25 protein-coding genes, 1 tRNA gene and 1 pseudogene are annotated in these 18,452 nt (G+C 68.2%); 5 read left to right on the top strand and 22 right to left on the bottom strand.

All coding sequences use genetic code 11. The annotated features are described in order from the left end of the window. Window positions 1–197: 197 nt before the first annotated feature. Entirely contained in the window at window positions 198–1,172 is a 975-nt protein-coding gene (locus tag ACH5AF_RS19075; protein ID WP_398902789.1) for a Yip1 family protein, read from the top strand. 184 nt (window positions 1,173–1,356) lie between these two features. Further along, window positions 1,357–2,793, top strand: a complete 1,437-nt coding sequence (locus ACH5AF_RS19070) for a recombinase family protein (RefSeq protein ID WP_398902788.1) — start codon at window positions 1,357–1,359, stop codon at window positions 2,791–2,793. Between the two features lie 142 nt (window positions 2,794–2,935). On the opposite strand, the gene repSA (ACH5AF_RS19065) is transcribed toward ACH5AF_RS19070, so the two are convergent. The 9 genes from repSA (ACH5AF_RS19065) to ACH5AF_RS19025 all read right to left on the bottom strand — a co-directional run bounded on the left by repSA (ACH5AF_RS19065) (window position 2,936) and on the right by ACH5AF_RS19025 (window position 8,266). After that, window positions 2,936–4,300: a replication initiator protein RepSA gene (gene repSA, locus ACH5AF_RS19065; RefSeq protein ID WP_398902787.1), complete on the bottom strand. Its 1,365-nt coding sequence runs from the start codon at window positions 4,298–4,300 to the stop codon at window positions 2,936–2,938. Then, a complete protein-coding gene (locus ACH5AF_RS19060; RefSeq protein ID WP_398902786.1) occupies window positions 4,293–4,718 on the bottom strand; it encodes an ASCH domain-containing protein in 426 nt (141 codons plus the stop codon). The genes repSA (ACH5AF_RS19065) and ACH5AF_RS19060 overlap by 8 nt, the downstream gene beginning before the upstream one ends. A gap of 4 nt (window positions 4,719–4,722) precedes the next feature. Beyond that, the gene (locus tag ACH5AF_RS19055; protein WP_398902785.1) at window positions 4,723–4,917 is read right to left on the bottom strand and encodes a hypothetical protein; all 195 of its coding nucleotides are present in this window, start codon (window positions 4,915–4,917) and stop codon (window positions 4,723–4,725) included. Window positions 4,918–5,008: 91 nt separating this feature from the next. Beyond that, window positions 5,009–5,317: a hypothetical protein gene (locus ACH5AF_RS19050; protein ID WP_398902784.1), complete on the bottom strand. Its 309-nt coding sequence runs from the start codon at window positions 5,315–5,317 to the stop codon at window positions 5,009–5,011. Between the two features lie 23 nt (window positions 5,318–5,340). Then, window positions 5,341–5,535 carry a hypothetical protein gene (locus tag ACH5AF_RS19045; RefSeq protein ID WP_398902783.1) on the bottom strand — a complete coding sequence of 65 codons (195 nt, stop codon included), beginning with the start codon at window positions 5,533–5,535 and terminating at the stop codon, window positions 5,341–5,343. Between the two features lie 6 nt (window positions 5,536–5,541). Then, a complete protein-coding gene (locus tag ACH5AF_RS19040; RefSeq protein ID WP_398902782.1) occupies window positions 5,542–6,216 on the bottom strand; it encodes a DUF2637 domain-containing protein in 675 nt (224 codons plus the stop codon). A gap of 77 nt (window positions 6,217–6,293) precedes the next feature. Continuing rightward, on the bottom strand, window positions 6,294–6,476 hold the full coding sequence (locus tag ACH5AF_RS19035; protein ID WP_398902781.1) for a hypothetical protein: 183 nt from the start codon (window positions 6,474–6,476) through the stop codon (window positions 6,294–6,296). Between the two features lie 81 nt (window positions 6,477–6,557). Continuing rightward, a complete protein-coding gene (locus ACH5AF_RS19030; RefSeq protein ID WP_398902780.1) occupies window positions 6,558–7,916 on the bottom strand; it encodes an FtsK/SpoIIIE domain-containing protein in 1,359 nt (452 codons plus the stop codon). 5 nt (window positions 7,917–7,921) lie between these two features. Then, window positions 7,922–8,266, bottom strand: a complete 345-nt coding sequence (locus tag ACH5AF_RS19025; RefSeq protein ID WP_398902779.1) for a hypothetical protein — start codon at window positions 8,264–8,266, stop codon at window positions 7,922–7,924. A 161-nt stretch (window positions 8,267–8,427) separates the two neighbouring features. Here ACH5AF_RS19025 and ACH5AF_RS19020 point away from each other — a divergent pair, with 161 nt between their 5' ends. Beyond that, window positions 8,428–9,159, top strand: a complete 732-nt coding sequence (locus ACH5AF_RS19020) for an XRE family transcriptional regulator (RefSeq protein ID WP_398902778.1) — start codon at window positions 8,428–8,430, stop codon at window positions 9,157–9,159. 30 nt (window positions 9,160–9,189) lie between these two features. After that, entirely contained in the window at window positions 9,190–9,660 is a 471-nt protein-coding gene (locus ACH5AF_RS19015) for an NUDIX hydrolase (protein ID WP_398902777.1), read from the top strand. On the opposite strand, the gene ACH5AF_RS19010 is transcribed toward ACH5AF_RS19015, so the two are convergent. From ACH5AF_RS19010 to ACH5AF_RS18995, 4 genes and pseudogenes are all read right to left on the bottom strand, one after another. Next, the gene (locus ACH5AF_RS19010) at window positions 9,648–10,253 is read right to left on the bottom strand and encodes an HD domain-containing protein (protein WP_398902776.1); all 606 of its coding nucleotides are present in this window, start codon (window positions 10,251–10,253) and stop codon (window positions 9,648–9,650) included. The genes ACH5AF_RS19015 and ACH5AF_RS19010 overlap by 13 nt on opposite strands. Window positions 10,254–12,141: 1,888 nt before the next feature. Then, window positions 12,142–12,621: pseudogene (locus ACH5AF_RS19005) on the bottom strand (phosphoribosyltransferase); the annotation flags it as partial. A 7-nt stretch (window positions 12,622–12,628) separates the two neighbouring features. Then, window positions 12,629–13,204 carry a dCTP deaminase gene (gene dcd, locus ACH5AF_RS19000; RefSeq protein ID WP_215184066.1) on the bottom strand — a complete coding sequence of 192 codons (576 nt, stop codon included), beginning with the start codon at window positions 13,202–13,204 and terminating at the stop codon, window positions 12,629–12,631. A 71-nt stretch (window positions 13,205–13,275) separates the two neighbouring features. Beyond that, entirely contained in the window at window positions 13,276–13,452 is a 177-nt protein-coding gene (locus ACH5AF_RS18995; RefSeq protein ID WP_398902775.1) for a hypothetical protein, read from the bottom strand. 220 nt (window positions 13,453–13,672) lie between these two features. Between ACH5AF_RS18995 and ACH5AF_RS18990 the strand changes: the two genes are divergently transcribed. Next, a tRNA-Gly gene (locus ACH5AF_RS18990) sits at window positions 13,673–13,746 on the top strand. A gap of 51 nt (window positions 13,747–13,797) precedes the next feature. On the opposite strand, the gene ACH5AF_RS18985 is transcribed toward ACH5AF_RS18990, so the two are convergent. The 9 genes from ACH5AF_RS18985 to ACH5AF_RS18945 form a co-directional block, all read right to left on the bottom strand. Continuing rightward, window positions 13,798–14,958, bottom strand: coding sequence for a tyrosine-type recombinase/integrase (locus ACH5AF_RS18985; RefSeq protein WP_398902774.1), 1,161 nt, complete (start codon window positions 14,956–14,958; stop codon window positions 13,798–13,800). After that, window positions 14,958–15,170, bottom strand: a complete 213-nt coding sequence (locus tag ACH5AF_RS18980; RefSeq protein ID WP_398902773.1) for a helix-turn-helix domain-containing protein — start codon at window positions 15,168–15,170, stop codon at window positions 14,958–14,960. Before ACH5AF_RS18980 ends, ACH5AF_RS18985 begins: the two co-directional genes overlap by 1 nt. Then, complete coding sequence (repSA, locus tag ACH5AF_RS18975; RefSeq protein ID WP_398902772.1) at window positions 15,167–16,537, bottom strand: replication initiator protein RepSA; 1,371 nt, start codon at window positions 16,535–16,537, stop codon at window positions 15,167–15,169. The genes ACH5AF_RS18980 and repSA (ACH5AF_RS18975) overlap by 4 nt, the downstream gene beginning before the upstream one ends. After that, complete coding sequence (locus ACH5AF_RS18970) at window positions 16,534–16,728, bottom strand: hypothetical protein (RefSeq protein ID WP_398902771.1); 195 nt, start codon at window positions 16,726–16,728, stop codon at window positions 16,534–16,536. Before ACH5AF_RS18970 ends, repSA (ACH5AF_RS18975) begins: the two co-directional genes overlap by 4 nt. A 91-nt stretch (window positions 16,729–16,819) precedes the next feature. After that, window positions 16,820–17,131, bottom strand: a complete 312-nt coding sequence (locus tag ACH5AF_RS18965) for a SpdD-like protein (protein ID WP_398902770.1) — start codon at window positions 17,129–17,131, stop codon at window positions 16,820–16,822. 25 nt (window positions 17,132–17,156) lie between these two features. After that, on the bottom strand, window positions 17,157–17,315 hold the full coding sequence (locus ACH5AF_RS18960; protein ID WP_017947661.1) for a hypothetical protein: 159 nt from the start codon (window positions 17,313–17,315) through the stop codon (window positions 17,157–17,159). A 16-nt stretch (window positions 17,316–17,331) separates the two neighbouring features. Continuing rightward, window positions 17,332–17,526, bottom strand: a complete 195-nt coding sequence (locus tag ACH5AF_RS18955) for a mobile element transfer protein (RefSeq protein WP_134407181.1) — start codon at window positions 17,524–17,526, stop codon at window positions 17,332–17,334. Between the two features lies 1 nt (window position 17,527). Further along, window positions 17,528–17,722 carry a hypothetical protein gene (locus tag ACH5AF_RS18950; protein WP_398902769.1) on the bottom strand — a complete coding sequence of 65 codons (195 nt, stop codon included), beginning with the start codon at window positions 17,720–17,722 and terminating at the stop codon, window positions 17,528–17,530. Between the two features lie 19 nt (window positions 17,723–17,741). Beyond that, complete coding sequence (locus tag ACH5AF_RS18945) at window positions 17,742–18,389, bottom strand: DUF2637 domain-containing protein (RefSeq protein WP_398902768.1); 648 nt, start codon at window positions 18,387–18,389, stop codon at window positions 17,742–17,744. Between the last annotated feature and the right edge of the window lie 63 nt (window positions 18,390–18,452).

The raw sequence follows: 18,452 nt of genomic DNA, 5'->3' as shown, positions 1-18,452 counted from the left end.
CACCCCCAAGGACGTCGAGCTCGCCGCATAACCCCAGCGAGCCCGAACCGCCCCAAACCCGACAGGGGCGCCTTGACGCAGGACATAGAGGCACCTCCCGGCCTCCTCCCTCCCGTTCCCCGCCTCCTCCTCCCCTCCCCGCCTCCCTGACCTCAGCGGAGGCGTACAGCGGTCAACCCCCAGGGTCCCCCTAGGGGATGTCACAGCTCGGCAGCAAAGGCCCCCCGGTTCCCGGTCCGCCGTCACACCGCGTGCGCGGACCGGGTACGTTCGATGACGTGGCTGGATTCAGGATCGGACGCGGCCGGGACAACCGCACCCCGCAACAACAGCAGGCGCCCCAGGCGCCGCCGCCCTACCCGGGCGGCGGCCGTGCCGCGCCTCCGTACGGGCAGCAGGCCCCGCAGTGGCCCCGGACGAGCGGCGGGCCTCAGCAGTATCAGCAGCAGCGCCAGGGGGCGTACGACGAGCCGGAGTACTTCGGCGACCCGTACCACCAGGCGCCGCCCGCCCCCGACCCCTACGCGGCCAACAACCCCGGCCACACGCAGGCGTTCAGCGTCAACGACGACGACATGTACGGCGACGGCGCCACATACCGCGCCGGCACGGCCCCGGCCGCGCCCGTCGGCCCGAGGTTGCACTGGAAGCAGCTGCTGAGTGGCATCGTGATGCGCCCCGGCCCGACGTTCCTCCAGATGCGCGACTACCCGGTGTGGGGCCCGGCGCTGATCGTCACGTTCCTCTACGGCCTGCTCGCGATCTTCGGATTCGACGAGCCGCGCGACGACGCGATCAACGCGACGCTGTCCAACGCGATCCCGTCCGTGCTGATCACCGGCGTCGCGTTCGTGGTCAGTGGCCTGATCCTGGGCGCGGTCACGCACACGCTCGCCCGCCAGCTCGGCGGCGACGGCGCGTGGCAGCCGACGGTCGGCCTCTCCATGCTGATCATGTCCATCACGGACGCACCGCGCCTGATCTTCGCCGTCTTCCTCGGCGGCGAGAACTCCCTCGTCCAGCTCCTGGGTTGGCTGACCTGGCTCGCGGCGGCGGCGCTGTTCACCTCGATGGTGAGCAAGTCCCACGACCTGCCGTGGCCGAAGGCCCTGGGCGCGTCGGCGATCCAGCTGATCGCGCTGCTGTCGATCATCAAGCTGGGCACGATCTGATCCGGGCACCGAAAAGGCCCCCACCGGATCCGGCGGGGGCCTTCCGCATGTTCCTGCTCGCCCTACGCGTCGAGAACCTGCCCGGACCTGCGGACGACGGGCCTCTCCACGCTCCAGGCTGACTTGACTGTATGACAGTAGTAGCCTTGCCCTGCTTTGAGACGCAGGGGGAGGCCCGTTCATCGTGGCGCGCAAAGTGGGGATCTACACCCGGATCTCTCGGGACGACGAGGGCGATGCCCTGGGCGTGGCCCGACAGCAGCAGGACTGCGAGCGTCTGGCTGATCTTCGGTCTTGGCAGGCAGTGAAGACCTACGAAGACAACGACGTCTCAGCGTTCAAGCGACACGTCGTCCGTGACGAGTTCGAGCTGATGCTGAAGGACCTGAGCGCCGGCCTCATCGACGGCATCGTCGCCTACGACCTGGACCGCCTCGCCCGACAGCCGCGCGACCTGGAACGGCTGATCGAGGTCTTCGACGAGCGCCCCAAGCTGGAGTTCGCGACGGTCACCAACGATGTGAACCTGGGAACGCCGGACGGCCGGACCATGGCCCGCATCATGGTCGCGTTCGCCAACAAGTCGTCGCATGACGCGTCCCGCCGGATCAAGCGCAAGCACCTGGAGCTGGCCCAGCAGGGCAAGGACAGCGGCGGCCCGGCACCGTACGGATGGCGCAAGGACGATCGGACGAAGGTCGACCCCGAGGCCGCGCGAGCGATCCGCGAAGCCCAGCAAGAGATCCTCGCCGGGGTCCGCATCGGCACGATCCGTGCCCGTTGGTGGGAACAGGGACTCGGCAACCCGCGTGCCGGCACCAAGCGCATGGCACACCACCACGTCGAGCACATCCTGACCAACCCTCGGCTGGTCGGGTATCGCACGTACCACGGCGAGATCCTGACCGGGGACGACGGTGAGCCAGTCAAGGGTGAATGGGAGCCGATCAACACCGTCGCAGAGTGGGAGGCGGTGTGTGCGGCCATTGCGGAGCGCAAGCAACAACAGCGTCCGGGAAAGCTCCTGGCCCGCAAGTACCTGCTGTCAGGCATCGCCCGGTGCGGACTCTGCAAGACCAAGATTCGGGGACAGGTCAACCAGCGATGGAAGCCAGGCTCAAAGGCAGCCAGGTACACGTATCAGTGCTCGGTGGTCAATGGCGGGTGCGGCAAGGTCGGGCGCGTGGGTGAGCCCGTCGACAAACTGATCGCGGAACTGGTGCTGGAGGAGCAGCGGGAGAAGGCTGCCGCACGAGGGGTGCCGGTCGAGCAGCAGTGGCCGCGGGAGGCCGAGCTGGAATCGGTCGTGGCTGACATCAGCCAGCTTCTGGAAGCTGAGAAGACCAAGCAGATCACCGTGTCCACCCTGCTACAGCTGCTCCCCGCGAAGGAGAGGGAGCGCGACGAACTCAGGTTGGAACGGGCCCGCTTCTACAAGCAGCAGAAGCAAGCAGAAGCCCAGAAGGCAGCAGCCGACCTCTCGTTGGCCGAGTTCCTTGATCTCCCGATCGAGCGCCAGCAGGAGGTCGTACTCCACAGCCTCTCAGCCGTGATGATCTACCCGGCCGGACGAGGCGCCCGCAAGTTCGACCCCAGGCTGATCGCACCTGTCTGGCGATGACGGTCACGCCTTCCCGTGCAAGATGAGCACGCGACGCACCCACTCCTGATCCCTCTCAGGAGCCCGGCGGAGGTGCATCCGCATCCACTCCTCGGTACTCATGACTTCACGCTTCGGCGCACCCTTGCGAGCCTTCGGCCGCTCAGCGCTCCTGTTCATCGGTGGCACCTCCTGCCCATTCCTCCCGGGCGGTTTCTCGGTTGATGCGGATGTCTTCGGCGATGGATGCGGCGAGGGCGGATTCGCCGGGTGTGTGGCCGTGGCCGGCGTAGCGCCAGTCGGCGAGGACGAGTGTGGTGTCGGGCTCGGGCAGGCCGAGGGTTCGGCGTTGTTCGGCCGCTCGGTAGTCGGCGCGGACCTGTCGTCGCTCGGCGAAGGTGGAGGAGTAGCGGCGGGATTTGGTGAGGAAGTGGCCGCGGAAGCCGAGCATGTGCGCCCAGGCCCACAGCCGTCGTTCGGGGTAGAGCGGGTCGAGGTCCCAGCAGGCGCGGATGAGCCGACGTGCATGGTCGGGTACGCGGTGTTGGTCGAGTTCGGCTAGTTCGCCGATGCGGCGGTCGAGCGTGCCGGTGGTCTCGGCGGCTTTGGTGGCGTACTTGGCGACGTAGGCGGCGACCTTCTGCTCGGTGATGTCGTCGCTGTCGAACGCGGTGATGGGCCGGATGTCGAGCTTCTTGCCCCAGCACAGCGTGCGGGCGGGCTGGTCCTCGGCGGCGGGCACGGTCACTGTGGTGTACGGATGTTTCCTGGCCGCGCGGATCGCGTCGGTGAGGAGTTCGGTGGTGGCCCACCGCGGCGGCAGGGTGTCGGGCCCGTCGGGTCCGTCGATGCGGATCACGGCGTGGAAGTGGATCGCTCCGCGCTTTTGGAACTCGGCGACCTTGTTGAACGACAGCCGGGCCGATTCCTTGAACGCTTTCTGGGTGAGTCCGGCGGCGGCGGCGAGTTCGCGGCGGAGCCGGTTGATGAACCGGTGCCACAGTTCGCCTGCGTGGTTGCTGAACAGGACTGCGCCCGCGTAGTCGTAGGTGCTCGGGTCGAGCGCGGTGCCGAGGGCGGGATCGCCCTCGGTGTGGCGGGTGCCGCAGCGGCAGCGGCCGGCGTCGGGGATGTTGTGGACCCGGCCGAAGGACGGTGCGGTCAAGGTGGCGAAGACCCGGGGCCGCTCGCGTACCGCGGCCGGGATGTTCATGGTGTCGTCGCCGGACAGGCCCGCGCGGACGAGGCGGTAGGCGTCTCCGGCGTAGAGGTAGGCGCAGGGCTGGCAGCGGGAGGCGCGGCGGTTGCCGCAGGCGATGCGGAGCCGGCCGCCGGGCTCGTCTTCGGTGGAGTAGGTGTGCAGGACCTGGCCGGTGGTCTTGTCGCGGGTGACGGTCCAGCCGGTGAGGTGGATGGGCTGGGCGCATCCGCCGGTCTTCTTGATCTGGTCTTGCCAGCGGTCGAAGTCGGGGGCCGAGGCCACCCTGAGCAGGTCGCCCAGGGTGGTCGGATCGAGCGTGTCAGCCACGGGCAGCCCCGATCGCGTCGGTGAGGAGCGGTGCGGCGAGCAGTCCGGGCGGCGGGGTCCACAGACCGCGTTCGCCGGGCCAGGACAGCGGCGCGGCGAGCGGAGTCACATCGGTGAGTCGCCAGTGGTAGCGACCACGGGCGGACCAGAGCGTGCACCAGCCGTCATCGGTGTGGCAGTCCTCCAGCCGGGCCACGGCGACGATCGCGCCCCGTGGGAAGGGGCGGCGCAGGAACGGCCGCGCGAGCGGTGCGTCTTTCGCGTTCGGGTCGGTGGTGCGTCCGGCGTGGATGAGGACCAGGCCGCGGTGGTCGGTCGGCCAGGTACGGTTCTCGATCCGCTTGGTGCCGTAGGCGATCGCACTCGCCCAGGGCTGCCGCACCGTCAGCGCCAACACCTCGGGAACGGGGACGTTCATGCGGTCACCGCCCCGCCGTAGAGAGGCGCGTGGTGACGAGCCAGACAGGTGCGGTGCCGGTGCCGTGGCAGGCGGGGCAGTGCGCGGTGATGGTGCGCAGGCGTCCGGCGCGGTCGCGGCCGCCGAGGGTGATGGCGACGGACGGGAAGCCGTCGCAGTTGGGGCAGATCCGATCGGTCGCCGCGGGGCGCTGGGGCATGATGGGTGTTCCTTCCGGTTTGAGTGATCGGGTAGGGGACGGTCCGTCCGGACGGCGGATACTTGGCGGTTGAGGCCGCCCGGAGGGCCGGTCACTTGCGCGGGGCTTTGGGTGCCTTCAGGGCGAGGGTGATCAAGCCACCACCGCCGATCAGCGTGGGAACGGCTGCCTTGATCGCAACTGCTGTGGTGGCGGCGACCTGGGCCAGGGACAGCACGGCGACGGTGGTGAGGTAGACCAGGCCGCAGACGCCGACCGTGGCCACGAGGATCAAGACCACGGGGCCGGTCCAGGAGCGGGGCGTGGTGTGGACGATGACCACGGACCGGGGGTCGGTGCCCGGGGGGATCAGGTCGGCCGGGACGTGTCCGGCACGGAGCTGTGCATCAGGGCGTATCACGGTGGTTCTCCCTTCCGGTCAGGTCACTTGGTGGTGCCGTTGACGGCGTCGACACCGGCTTTGGTGCCGGACTCGATGGCCGGGGCCAGGAAGGTGTCGGCGAGAAGGAAGCCGCCGAGGAGGAGCACGACGATGAGCCAGGTCGGCGGGCGCAGGTGCTTGATCCCGAAGTAGCCGAAGATGGCGATCACGGCGATCAGCGGAAGTTCGACGTTCACAGCTGGTCAGTCCTTTCCGGTGAGCTGGAGGGCGAGGGCATCCGCCATCGGGCCGGGCACACCCAGGCGGGCGCGCAGGGTGTCGGGATCGATCGCGGTGCCGGTCGAGGCCCGATGCGCATCGGCGACCTTCCGGGCATGCTCCACAAGCGCGGCCGGTACTGGGGCGGGCGGCAGCGCGGGAACCGGATCAGCGACAGGTTCGGGCTCGGGTGCCGGGAGCGGGGCGGGTGCATCGTGGGTGACCGCGGCATCCTCAGCCGGTTCGGGAACCGGGCCCGGGGCCGGGGTCGTGTCGGTGGCCTGGTGGGCGGGGGTGTGGACGAGCAGGGTGCCGCCGAGGAACGCGAGCGCGGGCCAGCCGGCCACCAGGATCCGCAGCCAGGAAGGAACGTTGTTCAGGTCGAGCAGGCCCGCGGTGGCGACATTCGCGCCGAGCGAGGCAGCGAGAGCAACCGTGAACCAGGTCCACGCCGCACGCGCGGGCTCACCAGCAGCACGGAGGATGCGCAGGCGTCGCCAGGCAGCGACCAGCAGCAGATCCACGGAGACCGGGTAGGCCCAGGCTTTCCAGCCGTCTTGTCCCGCGGCGACGGCGATGTCGTGCAGGTGGGCGAAGGACAGAGCACCGGCGATCACGGCTTGCACCAGCACGGCATCCAGACGGATCTTGCGGCTCACGGGTCTTCACCTCCTCGGGGTGTGGGGCCAGGGGCCGGGCGGGGCTCATACGTCCTGCCGCCCGGCACCCGGCGGAATCACTCGGTCGGGCTCTGGCCTGTGCCGAAGCAGGTCAGGCACAGGGCTTCCTGCCGGTCGTCGCTCACTCGCTTGCGCCGGCCGCCGACCTGGAAGGACTCGGAGACCTGACCGGTGGCGCAGTCCGGACACGGCTTGCTCTTCGCCGCCTTGCGGGTGGTGCTCGCCTTGCGTGTGGCCACGACGTGCCTCCTCGTTTCGGGCATGGCGGGGGTAGGGACCTGGCGCGAGACGGTCACGCCGACCGGATGGAGCGAAAAGGGCTACGGAGTGCCCGAAGCGATCGAAGGCGTCGCAGCCGGGGCCGACGCCGGGACGCCGGTGGCCGGGCGGAAGGGTGCCAGGGTCGGGATGTCGGGCGTCAGGTGCGCGAACTCGCGGCATACCGCGGCGACTTCACCTAGCGATGTCTTCGGCGTGCGGATGCGCGTCCAGTTACCGGAGGAGTCACCGACGATCGCGGTACCGGCCCGCTCCGGGGCGATACTGGTCGCAGCAGCGACGGCGAGTTCGTTGACGTCGCCAAGGCCCATTTCGGCGGTCTGCTTGTCGTTGCACCGGTGCACCACACGACCGGTGAGCTGAGCACGCAGCGCGGTTGCCCCCTTGCCGAGCTCGGAACCGAAGCGCTGCCCGCACACCTCCAGGTAGATCCCGACCGCGCGGGCCAGCTGAGCCAGCCGCACCAGCTGCGTGACCATATGGTCCCGGCGAGCCGAGTCTGCCTTGGAAGCGATCAGGAACAGTTCCGCGATCTCATCGATCAGGACCACGATCGGGACCGGGCGCAGCTTCTTCGGCAGGCCCCAGATGTCGGAGGTGATGTCTTCCAGCGGTGTGCCAGGGGCGATGCCCTGGTGCAGACACAGCAGGTCGAAGCGGTCTTCCATCTCCTCAACCAGCGCGTCCAGCAGCCCTTCGGCCTGATCAGGAGTGATGGCCAGGGCCGACAGCCGCGGAGCGAAGGGGCCCTGTTCCACACCGCGCTTGCAGTCGATGCCGACCAGGGCCACATCGAGCGGCGCGAGAGCCTTGATCAGGCAGCGCTGGTGCACCGACTTGCCAGACTTGTTCGCACCCAGCGTCAGCCCGTGCGGAATCTCCTGATAGTCGCGCACGTACGGCCGGCCATCCTCCCGCAGAGCAACCGTCGCAGACAGCGAACCCGCAGCCAGACGGCGCGGCATCCGCACGTGGGCGAGGATGTCGAAGCCGGTCATCCGCAGATCGACCACCCCCGGCTTGATCTCGAAGACGTGCACCGAGTACACACCCCACGCGTGCCGCAACCGCTCCGCCGACTTGACCACATCATCCGGAGCCAGACCCGCAGCCAGCCGCAGACGCAGCACCAGACCGGTACGGGTCGGACGTATCCCCCGCAGCTTCGGAACACCAGGGCGGGCCTGCTGCTCACCGGCGGACAGCTTCTTGGCGAAGACCTTCCACCACGGCGGAGCAACAGTCAGCTCACACGCCTCCATCGTCGGACGGTAGGACGAGAGAATCCGGTACAGCGCGGCCGGAAGACCGAACAGCACCCAGTACACGGCCGGAGCCTTGACCCGAACGATCAGCGCGAAGACGACTAACGCGCCTATGAACAGAAGCAGTTCCGTCACGGCGATCAGCCCTTGCCGTTCGCAGCCGCCGGAACCTCAGCCGCCATCACCGCGGTTGCCTTGAAGCTGATGCCGTGCCCGAAGTCGTTCTCCCACGGGGTGGCCACCAGGCCCGGCAGAGCCACCGGCATACCGGGGACCAGGTCCGGCTGCACACCGTCCTCGGTGACGACGACAGTCACGGCGTCCGGCCGGCCATCCACGACCACGGCCACGTTCACGTTGTACTGGACCTTGCCGGACTGCTTGTCGATCGCGACTTCACCGGTCTCCCGGTTCTTGACCTTCTTCTCCGGGGCCTGGATGAGCATCACCGTCATGGCTTCGGTCTTCACGGGGATCCTGCGCATCGTCTTATCTCCTGGGTTTGAGGCTTGTTGAACCCGCCGTATCGGCCGGTGAGATCAGGAGACCGCAGGAGGTAACGGACACATCACGGCCCGCATGGACGTTTGGGGACGTCTGAGCTATCGTCAAAACGTCCCGGGCGTCCCGAAGATGGCGGTGCAATGTGGCGAACGAGCGCCTGCGCGCGACGATTTCGGCGAATGGCGAGACCATCCAGTCGCTCGCGCAGCATGTAGGAGTGGACCCGAAGACCGTCGAGCGCTGGATCACGACGGACCGCACACCGCATCGCGGGCACCGCTGGAAGGCGTCCAGCTTCCTTGGCGTGGACGAGGTATATCTCTGGCCCTCGGTCACCAAGCAGGCGGAGACGGCGAGCACTTCGGAGCTGGTGACGTACTACCCGCACCGGGGCGCAGTGCCGGCCACACTCTGGTCATCGCTTATCGAGCAGGCCACGAGCCATGTCGAGATCCTGGTGTACGCCGGTCTCTTCCTGTTCGACAGCTACCCGGACCTGCCTGATCAGCTTGCGGAGAAGGCCACAGCAGGGGCGCAGGTCCGGATACTCCTAGGTGACCCGGACTCGGAGATGGTCCGCCAGCGCGGCGACGAGGAGGGCATCGGCAACGACCTTGCCGCCCGGGCTCGGATCACCCGTCGATACCTCGAACCGGCTACCAAGACGCCGGGCGTCGAGGTCCGACTTCACGACACGATCCTCTACAACTCGATCTACCGGTTTGACGACGACATCCTGGTGAACCCTCATGTCCTCGGCGCTCCGGCGGGACAGAACCCAGTGCTGCACTTCCGGTACATCCCGGGGGCGCGGACGTTCCGCCACTACATGAAGAGCTTTGACTACGCGTGGGACCGCGGCAGGCATTCGTAGATGAGTCAGCGGTCGTGCGACGCTGGAGCTATGGCCCGTATCGACTACTTCAACGACCCGAAAGCCCCGAAGGCGAACAGCATCGTCCCGTCCGTCACGGCTGTGGCGCTCAACGAGGCCGGCGAAGTGCTGTTGATCCACAAGACCGACAATGACCTGTGGGCACTGCCCGGCGGCGGAGTCGACGTCGGCGAGTCGGTCGCGGACGCCGCGGTACGCGAGACGAAGGAAGAGACCGGGTTCGACATCGAGGTGACCGGGCTGGTAGGCCTCTACACCAACCCGGCGCACGTCATGGCGTACGACGACGGCGAGGTACGGCAGCAGTTCTCGATCTGCTTCACGGCGAAGATCTCCGGCGGGGAGTTGCGCACGAGCAGCGAAAGCAAGGAAGTCGCGTTCGTACGGCCGGATCGGCTCGACGAGCTGAACATCCACCCGTCGATGCGAATGCGGATCGACCGCGGGCTATCCGGCGAGGCGGAGCCTTACATCGGCTGATCGCCGAGTCGGGCAAGCGTCCGCTCGACAGCGGCCCCGAGGTACGGCCTCGCCTTGCTGATCGCGGTATGCACCACGCTGCCGGGCTCATAGCGCACCAGGATCTCATCCATGCGCCGGTCGAAGTCGAAGAGTTGCCCGGCGGGGCCGGTGGTCATGTCGGCGAAGATCAGCGCGTCCAGGAGCGGGGAGTCTTCGCGCTCGTACGCGGCCAGCTCAGCCGAGAGGCCGCGTTGCTCAGCCTCGTATACCGCGCCGGAGTGATGGGCGACGAGCCGCACCAGGCGGTCAGGAGCGCCGAGGGACGCCAGATACCGGGCACCGTCGAGCGGATGGAACCCTGTGTCACGCAAATCGGGCGCGTACCCGATGTCATGGAGCCAGGCTGCGGCGACGAGGAGATCCCGTTCACTCTCGGACAAGGCGCGCGATGCTTCGACGGCCCGCGCGGCGACAGCCTGAGTGTGCAGCCATCGGTTACCGAGCGGCGGCAACAACGACTCGGCCAGCTCGGCCGCTCCTCGGGGCGTATCCAGCGCAGAAGGCATGAACGGCACGGTAGCCGAGGCCGGCGACAGAGCAACAGCCAGCATCGGTCCTCCCGACGTAACGCGGACAGAGTTTCCCTACGTCATCAAGGCTGCGCTCGCTGCCCGGCCCCGATTCGGTCAGCGAGCTAGATCATTGCCAACCCAGCCGCCACAAGCAGTCCAGCCACACGGGGCCGGCCCTGTCCCATGCTCGCTATGTGCCCGAGTAGCCCCAGAGGACGGTAAAGACATCGGAACACCAGTCCGGGGGAAGAGGCGGACGCTCGGGAGAACACCACATTGGACGCATCGAACGTCTGCATTCCCGGCCTCCTGAACTGCGGTAGCAGTCTGATACGGAGATCAGAGGTGCCGCGCCATGGCGCGGCGGCGCCGGCCGGACGCCGCCGCGCTTGCCCCTCAATGTCTACGCCACCAGGGCCGCACGTCGTCGCCCGCCCGCGCCCACAAGGGGGCGAAAGAACCAGGCCGGGGGAGGGACGGACGGCTCCACGGCTTTACCCACCTCCCCGGTTCGGGACCCGCGTCGAGCAAGACCAGGGGGCCACTCGGACACATTGCGGGCAGGGGACAAGCCTGCCCGAGTAGCCGGAAAGCGTACGACCCCCTGATCATGCCCGACCCCAAACCGGGCAGGACACCGGCCAAAGCCATTCCGCCGACCTCACGTCGCGGTTCCCCGAATGCACATATCGCACTGTAAAGTCACACCGGAATTCCGTGTTACTTCCCCCGAACCTGACGCGACACTTAAGAGGATTTTGGCTGATTACGTGTTCCACTATGGAGGGCCTCAAAACGCTCACCAAGCGGAAGCCAGCCCTCGGCGCGCAGTTCACCCCTGCAGGCCGCTGTGGAGCTTCCGGCGCAGTTGGGTCGGCCAGATAATAGCAGGGCCAGTTCAAAACCTCACACGGGCCAAGCCTTTTGCTGCTGTAGCGCGCCGCATCAGGAGGTTAAGTAGCCCACTTGCCGTGTGTGTCGACTCGTGGTGTCATGGAAAGTGATGCCGTAGACCGATTCCCAAGCGGCAACAGGGGAAACCTCGGTGAGGTGATTGGAATGTCCATCGAGTGGCATTCAGAAACTATCGTATCGAAGCTCAATCTGACGTGGGTTATACGCCACCCGGCCAATTGGCCTGTTACCATCCCGATGGCGTATCCCGCCCTCGCAGGCGATAGGATCGACTATCAATTTCCCGGGAGACGCAAAGGCAACCCCACTGATGAATCTAGACTCCAAGTGCGGCCCGTGGAGTTCACGGGAAGCGCCGGAGCGACGTTCTTTATCTACGGGATCGGTTAGGAGTTTGCCATGCGCCTGACTCTCGTATGTGACAGGAACGGCGAAATCCTGGCCGCCGCGGTACAGAGGATCGTCGTCGGCGACGAAGAGTTTGAATGCGAGATCGAGGCCAGCCCTCCAAGCGAGCTCGGCGATAATACACCGTCCTGGCGTAACTATACGGTTGACGCCCCCGGGGAAATGAGGAGCATGAATGGAGGCGAACTCACGTATGCACTCCGCGGCTTGGTCGACAGCAAGCGTTTGGAAATTGGGGAAGATGAGGTGAGGTTGGTGGAGAAGGGTTCAGACCAGCCCCAGAGATAGTCTCCCTCTCCCGGATACCATGCTGATCAAGAGACCGAAGAAAGCTCACCGCAGACACCGAGCCCATCCAGCACGGCCCGGTGCAGATGGCTCCACGGCCCGGCTTCTGTCCACGCGGAGAACAGGCGGGGTGCGGTGGTGGGAGAGACGTTGTCAGCACGTACACAACAGCGATGAACACGGCCCGCTCATCGCACGGACTGTCCCTCCTCCCTGCCGACGCGACACGAACGAAGGAAGCAACGGTCCTACTAGCGACCCGCGCAGCGGTGCTCGCGAGATTTCGCAGGTCAGAGCGCTTCCTTCGAGTGATCGGCTCGCCAGACTTGCGTACTACAGGCAAGACGCTCCAGGGGAAGTTGATCCAGTCGTCGGTGCGCTTCCAGACGTACTCGCACTTCACCAGCGATTGCGACTTCTCGTAGATCACGGCGCTGCGGACCTCGGCGACATGGTCGACGCAGAAGTCGTGGACGAGCTTGAGCGTCTTGCCCGTGTCGGCGACGTCGTCGGCGATCAGGACCTTCTTGTCGGAGAAGTCGATGGCATTGGGCACCGGCGCCAGCATGACCGGCATCTCCAGCGTCGTGCCCACACCGGTGTAGAACTCCACATTGACCAGGTGGATGTTCTTGCAGTCCAGGGCATATGCCAGACCGCCGGCGACGAAGACACCGCCGCGCGCGATGGAGAGCACGATGTCGGGCTCGTACCCGTCGTCGGCGATGGTCTGCGCGAGCTCGCGGACCGCGCCGCCGAACCTCTCGTACGTCAGGTTCTCCCGTACGTCACTCATGATCGTTTCACACCTGCGTCCGATGGAAGTTCATGAAGGAGCGGGAGGCCGTCGGGCCCCGCTGACCCTGATACCGGGACCCGTAGCGCTCGCTCCCGTACGGCTCCTCGGCGGGGGAGGTGAGCCGGAACATGCAGAGCTGCCCGATCTTCATCCCGGGCCACAGCTTGATCGGCAGGGTGGCGAGGTTGGAGAGCTCCAGGGTGACGTGCCCCGAGAAGCCGGGGTCGATGAAGCCGGCCGTCGAGTGCGTCACCAGACCCAGCCGCCCGAGAGAGCTCTTGCCCTCCAGTCGCGAGGCGAGATCGTCCGGCAGCGAGATGACCTCGTAGGTCGATGCGAGCACGAACTCGCCGGGGTGCAGGATGAACGCCTCGTCGCCCTCCGGCTCGACGAGCCGCGTCAGATCGGCCTGCTCGACGGCGGGATCGATGTGGGGGTAACGGTGATTCTCGAACACCCGGAAGTAGCGGTCCAGCCGCACATCGATGCTCGAGGGCTGCACCATGGATTCGTCGTACGGATCGATGCGCACGCGCCCGGCGTCGATCTCGGCCCGGATGTCCTTGTCTGAGAGAAGCACGCCCCGAGGATACGCAGAGCGCGCGGGCGGCCCCCAATCGGACACCGGCCCGCGCGCCTCGCCGCCGGGGGCTACCGCTTGTTCTGCTCCACCACGGGCACGGCATGCCGCAGCCGCGCACACCGCGGACACCGGATCAGCCGCCCCGGCCCGAGCCGGTCGGCGCCGAGCTGCTGCATCGGAAACGAGGTGGTGGTGAACACGTGCCCCTCGGCACAGCGGACGACGGTGCGCTCCATCAAGTCCATCGGGCCCCTTCCCCAACGAAATGCGGACGAAGGCACACATTAGGGGATGACCAGGGCACCACCACAGGCGGCACTCCGCACCCGAGGTTACGCCTCAACTCCCGCCCCCCGCACACACATCCGAGCCCGGGACAACACGAACACCCCGCGGCGACATACACCGAGGGGCGAGGAATGGGGTAGAGTGTGCGACGATGCGGCACCGATCACCGGCCGCTGCGCGGGTGTAGTTTAATGGTAGAACATGAGCTTCCCAAGCTCAGAGCGCGGGTTCGATTCCCGTCACCCGCTCCATGCAGAAGGCCCAGGTCGTAGACCCGGGCCTCTCTTGTTGTCTGGACCTGTCTAAGCGCCTTGCACCAGATCCGCACCAGAAGGCTTCTCCTTGCCCTTCTGGCGGGCGGCCCGCACCAGCTGATCCAGCCCGCTTGCAACCTCCTGCTGCCGGTCCAAGTCGGAATGCTGATAGATCAGCGCGGCCTTCTCCGAGGACTGCCCGGCGCGGACCATCGTGTCCTTGAGCGTGGCCCCGGAGCGGGTCGCGAGGGTGTGGCCGGTGTGACGAAGATCGTAGAAGCGGAAGCCGTCCGGCATGCCGACGAGGGCGCGGGCACGACGCCACTTCCGCCCGAAGGTGGACCGCCGGAACGGCTTGCCCTTCTCCCCCACGAACAGAAGTCCGTCCGGCCCCTTCTCCGCGTACCAGTCGAGATGCCGACGAAGGTCGGTCCGCAGAAAGGCCGGCAGAACCACGAGCCGCTTTCCCGCCTCCGACTTGGTGTCGCCAAGGGCGCGGCGGCCGGTCGTCAGCTCGGGCGCGGCCATGCGCACGCGGACGGTCATCGCGTCCAGGTCGACATCCTTGCGCCGCAGCTCGGCTTGCTCCTCCGGCCGCATCGGACCGTACGCGCCGAGGTAGACCATCAGCCGCCAGCGAGGACCGAGGGCGTCGGCGAGCGCGTCGACCTGGTCGACGGTGGCGATCTGCCGTTCTGCGGACGACTCCTTGCCAGCACCCTTGATGCGGCAGGGATTGCGGCGGATCAGCTCGTCATCGACGGCAGTCTCCATGATGGCCTTGAGGAGTCGGTACGACTTGGCCACGGTCGTGGCGGCCCCGGTGGACGCCAGCCGCTCGGCCCGCCAGGTACGGACGCGAGGCGCGGTGATCTCGTCGAGGTCCAGGCCCTCGAAGGTGGGCAGCAGATGCAGCCGCAGGAGTCGGTGGTACAGCTCATCGGTTGTCGCGGACAGGCCGCGTTCCTCGACCCACTGGAGCGCGTACTCCTTGAAGTTCACGGCTCCGGCGTCCGGGTCCTGCCAGTTGCCGCGTGGCAGGTCCGCCTCGATCTGGGACAGCCAGACCTCAGCATCCTTCTTGGTCTCGAAGGTCTCGGGCGCTCGGAACTCCTGCCCGTCGGGGCCCCGGTAGCTCGCGGTCCAACGGCCGGACCGGTACTGGCGGACGGCACCGAAGCGCCGGCGGGTGCCCTTCTTGTTGGCCATCAGGCAGCCCTCCCGTACCGGGCACGGCGACGGCGGATGGGCTGGACGGTGTTGCCGTCGATGTAGGCGTCCAGCGCGCTTTCCGCGATCCGCACATGGCGGCCGACCTTGACAAAGGCGATCCGCCGTTCGGCGATGAGCCGCCGAGGGAAACGGGTGGTGGTGCCGAGGCGTTCGGCGGCTTGCTCGACGGTCAGCAGGGGGTCACTCACGACCGTTCTCCTTCCAGGTCGGCGAGGGCTTCGCGGGCGGTTTCGCGGTTGAGTTGGATGTCTCGGGCGATGGTGGCGGCGAGGGCGGATTCGCCTGGGGTGTGGCCGTGTCCGGCGTACTGCCAGGAGGCGAGGACGAGGACGGTGTCCGGGTCGCCGAGGGCGTCGTGTTCCTGGGCGGCGCGGTAGTCGGCGCGGCTCTGGCGCAGCGCGCCGAGGGTGGTGGAGTAGCGGCGGGATTTGGTGGAGAAGTGGCCGCGGAAGCCGAGCATGTGAGCCCAGGCCGCCAGCTTGCGGTCGGGGTAGAGCGGGGCGAGGTCGAGGCATGCCTCGATGAGGCGGCGGGGGTGGTCGGGCACGTCCAGGAGGTCGAGGACTTCCCGGTTCCCGATGCGTCGGTCGAGGCTGCCGGTCGACTCGGCCGCTTTGGTGGCGTACTTGGCGACGTAGGAGGCAACCGCCTGCTCGGTGATGTCGGAGCCGTCGCCGAAGGCTTTGACCGGGCGGATGTCGAGCTGGGAGCCCCAGCGGAAAGGCCGGCGCGGCTGGTCCCCGGCGGCCGGGACGGTGATCGAGGTGTACGAGTGGGCGACGGCGGCGCGGATCGAGTCGTCGAGCAGCTGCACGCTGGCCCATGACGGCGGAGCGGTGTCGGGGCCGTCGGGTCCGTCGAGGCGGATCACGGCGTGGAAGTGGATCGCGCCGCGTTTCTGGAACTCGGCGACCTTGCCGTAGGAGAGGCGCAGCACGTCTTTGAGTTCGCGTTGGGTGAGTCCGGCGCGGGCGGCGATCTCTCGGCGCAGGCGGGTGGTGAAGCGCTGCCACAGCTGTCCGGCGTGGTTGTTGAACAGCACGGTGCCTGCGTAGTCGTAGGTGGCCGGGTCGAGGGCGGTGCCCAGGACGGGATCGTCCTCGGGGTGACGGGTGCCGCAGCGGCAGACGCCACGGTCCGGGCGGTTGTGCACCGGGCCGAACGAGGGCGCGGTGAGCGTCGCGAACACGCGCGGGTGATCCCGGACAGTCGCCGGGATGTCCTTGGACTCGTCGCCCGCGAGGCCCACGCGGATGAGGTGGTAAGTGTCTCCGGCGTAGGTGTAGGCGCAGGTGGGGCAGCGGGAGGCGCGGCGGTTGCCGCAGGCGACGCGGAGCCGTCCGTCCGGTTCGGTGTCGGTGGAGTAGCGGCGCAGGGTCTCGCCGGTGGTCTTGTCCTTGGCGAGGGTCCAGCCGGTGAGGTGGATGGGGTCGGAGCAGCCGCCAGTGCGGTGCACCTGATCTTTCCAGCGGTCGAAGCCGGGAGACCCAGCCACCCGGAGGACATCGTTCAGGGTGTCCGGGTCCAGGCCCGCCGCGGTGGCGGTGTGGGTCACGCGGCCACCTCGATGCGGGCGGGGATCGGCCGGCGAGCGGGGCGGGTGCCGGTGCCGTGGCAGGCCGGGCAGTGGACAGTGATGGTGCGCAGGTTGCCGTGTCGGTCGCGGCCGCCGAGGGTGACGCGGACGGTGGGGAAGCCGTCGCAGTTGGAGCAGACCCGCGCGGGCGTGGTGGTGGGCTGGGCCATGATGGGTGTCCCTTCTTGTCCTTTGCGATGGGTTGGGGCACGGCTCCCGGGGCGGGCGAGACTTGGCGGTTGCGACCGCCCCGGGGGCCGGTCAGCGGTGCTTGGCCTGTGAGCTGATGAGCGAGCGGACGACGAGCGCGCAGACGGCGACCGAGGCCGCGGTGACGGCGACCGCCAGGAGCATCGAGACCAGGACCGCGCCGACGACCAGGACGACGGCGGTGCCGCCACCGACGAGGGCGAGTGCGGTGCCGGGGGTGAGCTGGACCGTGGGCCGGGCCGGTGCCGCCGGGGCGATGGGGGCCGGGGCGGGGGTGTGCTGGACGATTGCGGTGGGCTCGACGGCGGGCGGGGTGACGATGCCGGTCGGGGTCGGCATGGTCGGGATCTTCGGTCGGAACATGGGTGCGTCTCCTTTCTGCGGTGGGCTACTTGCTGATGGCGGTGTCGATGACGGGGGCGAGGAGGCTGTCGGCGAGGAGGAAGCCGCCGAGGAGGAGCACGGCGACGAGCCACCAGGGCGGTCGGATGAGCTTGATGCCGAGGGCGCCGACGACGATCAGGGCGAGCCAGAGCGGAACGTCCATGGCGGGCTACTCCCGTTCAGTCGGTGATGCGGCAGCGGTGGGTGCGGGCGGCGAGCTGGGCGGCCGAGGAGCTGGAGAAGTCGGCGGACCAGCCGCAGCGGTCGGCGGTGCAGACGGCGGCGTGCTTGGTGCGGCCGTGCCGGTCGCGGTGGGTGCCGATCTGTACGGGGCCGATCCGCATGACGGAGTGGAAGTGGTCGCGAGCGGGCATGTCAGTCGCTCTCCGTTCGGGTGGTCGTCGGGTCGGGGTAGGTGGCGCGGATACCGGCGGCGGTGGCCGGGTCGCTGGTGAGCTGGGCGGCTTCCTCGGCGAGCAGGTGCGCGAGGTAGGGCCGGTCAGCGGCGGTCATCTCGCGGGCGCTGTCGAGGTAGTCGGCGGCGCTCAGGTCGGCCGGGTCACGGGCCACGGGGTTTCTCCCTTCGAGGTCAGGCGAGTTGGGCGGCGATGGCGTCGGCCAACGGGGCCGGGACACCGAGGCGGGCGCGCAGGGTGTCGGTGTCGATCGGGCTGCCGGTACGGGCGTGGTGGTCGTCGGCGACCTTGCGGGCGTGGTCGACCAGCGCGGCCGGGACCGGCGGAGCCGGGACGGGAGGAGCCTCAGCCGCTGCGGGCAGGGCCGGGGCAGGCTCCGGCTCGGCGACGGGAACCGGCTCGGGAGCGGACTCCGGTTCGGCCGGCACAACCTCGACCGGCTCCGGCTCGGGGGCACTCGCCGCGGGTGAGTGGGCGAGGAGCGTGCCGCCGAGGAAAGCGAGCGCGGGCCAACCGGCGATACCGAAACGCAGCCAGGCGGGCGGGTGGGCGAGGTCGAGGAATCCGGCGGTGGCGACGTTCGCGCCGAGCGAGGCGACCAGGGCGATCAAGAACCAGCACCAGGCCAGCCGGGACGGGCCGTCGTTGCGCAGCCGTCGCCAGGCGGCGACCAGGAGCAAGTCGACGGAGACCGGGTAGGCCCACGCCTTCCATCCGGTCTGCCCGGCAGCGGCGGCGAGGTCGTGCAGGTGGGCGAAGGACAGGGCCCCGGCGATCACGGCTTGCACCAGGACGGCGTCGACGCGGAGTGAGCGGGTCATGTCTTCACCTCCTTTGCAGGGCGATTTGGGCATGGCGGGGGTAGGGAGCTGGCGCGAGGCGGT

It is taken from the genome of Streptomyces sp. NPDC018833, assembly GCF_044390825.1.
In the GTDB taxonomy this organism is placed as follows: domain Bacteria; phylum Actinomycetota; class Actinomycetes; order Streptomycetales; family Streptomycetaceae; genus Streptomyces.
Note: the sequence above shows the minus strand (reverse complement) of the source record. Positions and strands in the feature narration are given on the sequence as shown.

What these genes read in the sequence shown, in the direction of transcription:
- ACH5AF_RS19075 (WP_398902789.1), top strand. Translation starts at nt 198, where the DNA reads ATGTCACAGCTCGGCAGCAAAGGCCCCCCGGTTCCCGGTCCGCCGTCA.
- ACH5AF_RS19060 (WP_398902786.1), bottom strand. Translation starts at nt 4,718, where the DNA reads ATGAACGTCCCCGTTCCCGAGGTGTTGGCGCTGACGGTGCGGCAGCCC.
- ACH5AF_RS19055 (WP_398902785.1), bottom strand. Translation starts at nt 4,917, where the DNA reads ATGCCCCAGCGCCCCGCGGCGACCGATCGGATCTGCCCCAACTGCGAC.
- ACH5AF_RS19025 (WP_398902779.1), bottom strand. Translation starts at nt 8,266, where the DNA reads ATGCGCAGGATCCCCGTGAAGACCGAAGCCATGACGGTGATGCTCATC.
- ACH5AF_RS19015 (WP_398902777.1), top strand. Translation starts at nt 9,190, where the DNA reads ATGGCCCGTATCGACTACTTCAACGACCCGAAAGCCCCGAAGGCGAAC.
- ACH5AF_RS19010 (WP_398902776.1), bottom strand. Translation starts at nt 10,253, where the DNA reads ATGCTGGCTGTTGCTCTGTCGCCGGCCTCGGCTACCGTGCCGTTCATG.
- ACH5AF_RS18995 (WP_398902775.1), bottom strand. Translation starts at nt 13,452, where the DNA reads ATGGACTTGATGGAGCGCACCGTCGTCCGCTGTGCCGAGGGGCACGTG.
- ACH5AF_RS18985 (WP_398902774.1), bottom strand. Translation starts at nt 14,958, where the DNA reads ATGGCCAACAAGAAGGGCACCCGCCGGCGCTTCGGTGCCGTCCGCCAG.
- ACH5AF_RS18970 (WP_398902771.1), bottom strand. Translation starts at nt 16,728, where the DNA reads ATGGCCCAGCCCACCACCACGCCCGCGCGGGTCTGCTCCAACTGCGAC.
- ACH5AF_RS18965 (WP_398902770.1), bottom strand. Translation starts at nt 17,131, where the DNA reads ATGTTCCGACCGAAGATCCCGACCATGCCGACCCCGACCGGCATCGTC.
- ACH5AF_RS18960 (WP_017947661.1), bottom strand. Translation starts at nt 17,315, where the DNA reads ATGGACGTTCCGCTCTGGCTCGCCCTGATCGTCGTCGGCGCCCTCGGC.
- ACH5AF_RS18955 (WP_134407181.1), bottom strand. Translation starts at nt 17,526, where the DNA reads ATGCCCGCTCGCGACCACTTCCACTCCGTCATGCGGATCGGCCCCGTA.
- ACH5AF_RS18945 (WP_398902768.1), bottom strand. Translation starts at nt 18,389, where the DNA reads ATGACCCGCTCACTCCGCGTCGACGCCGTCCTGGTGCAAGCCGTGATC.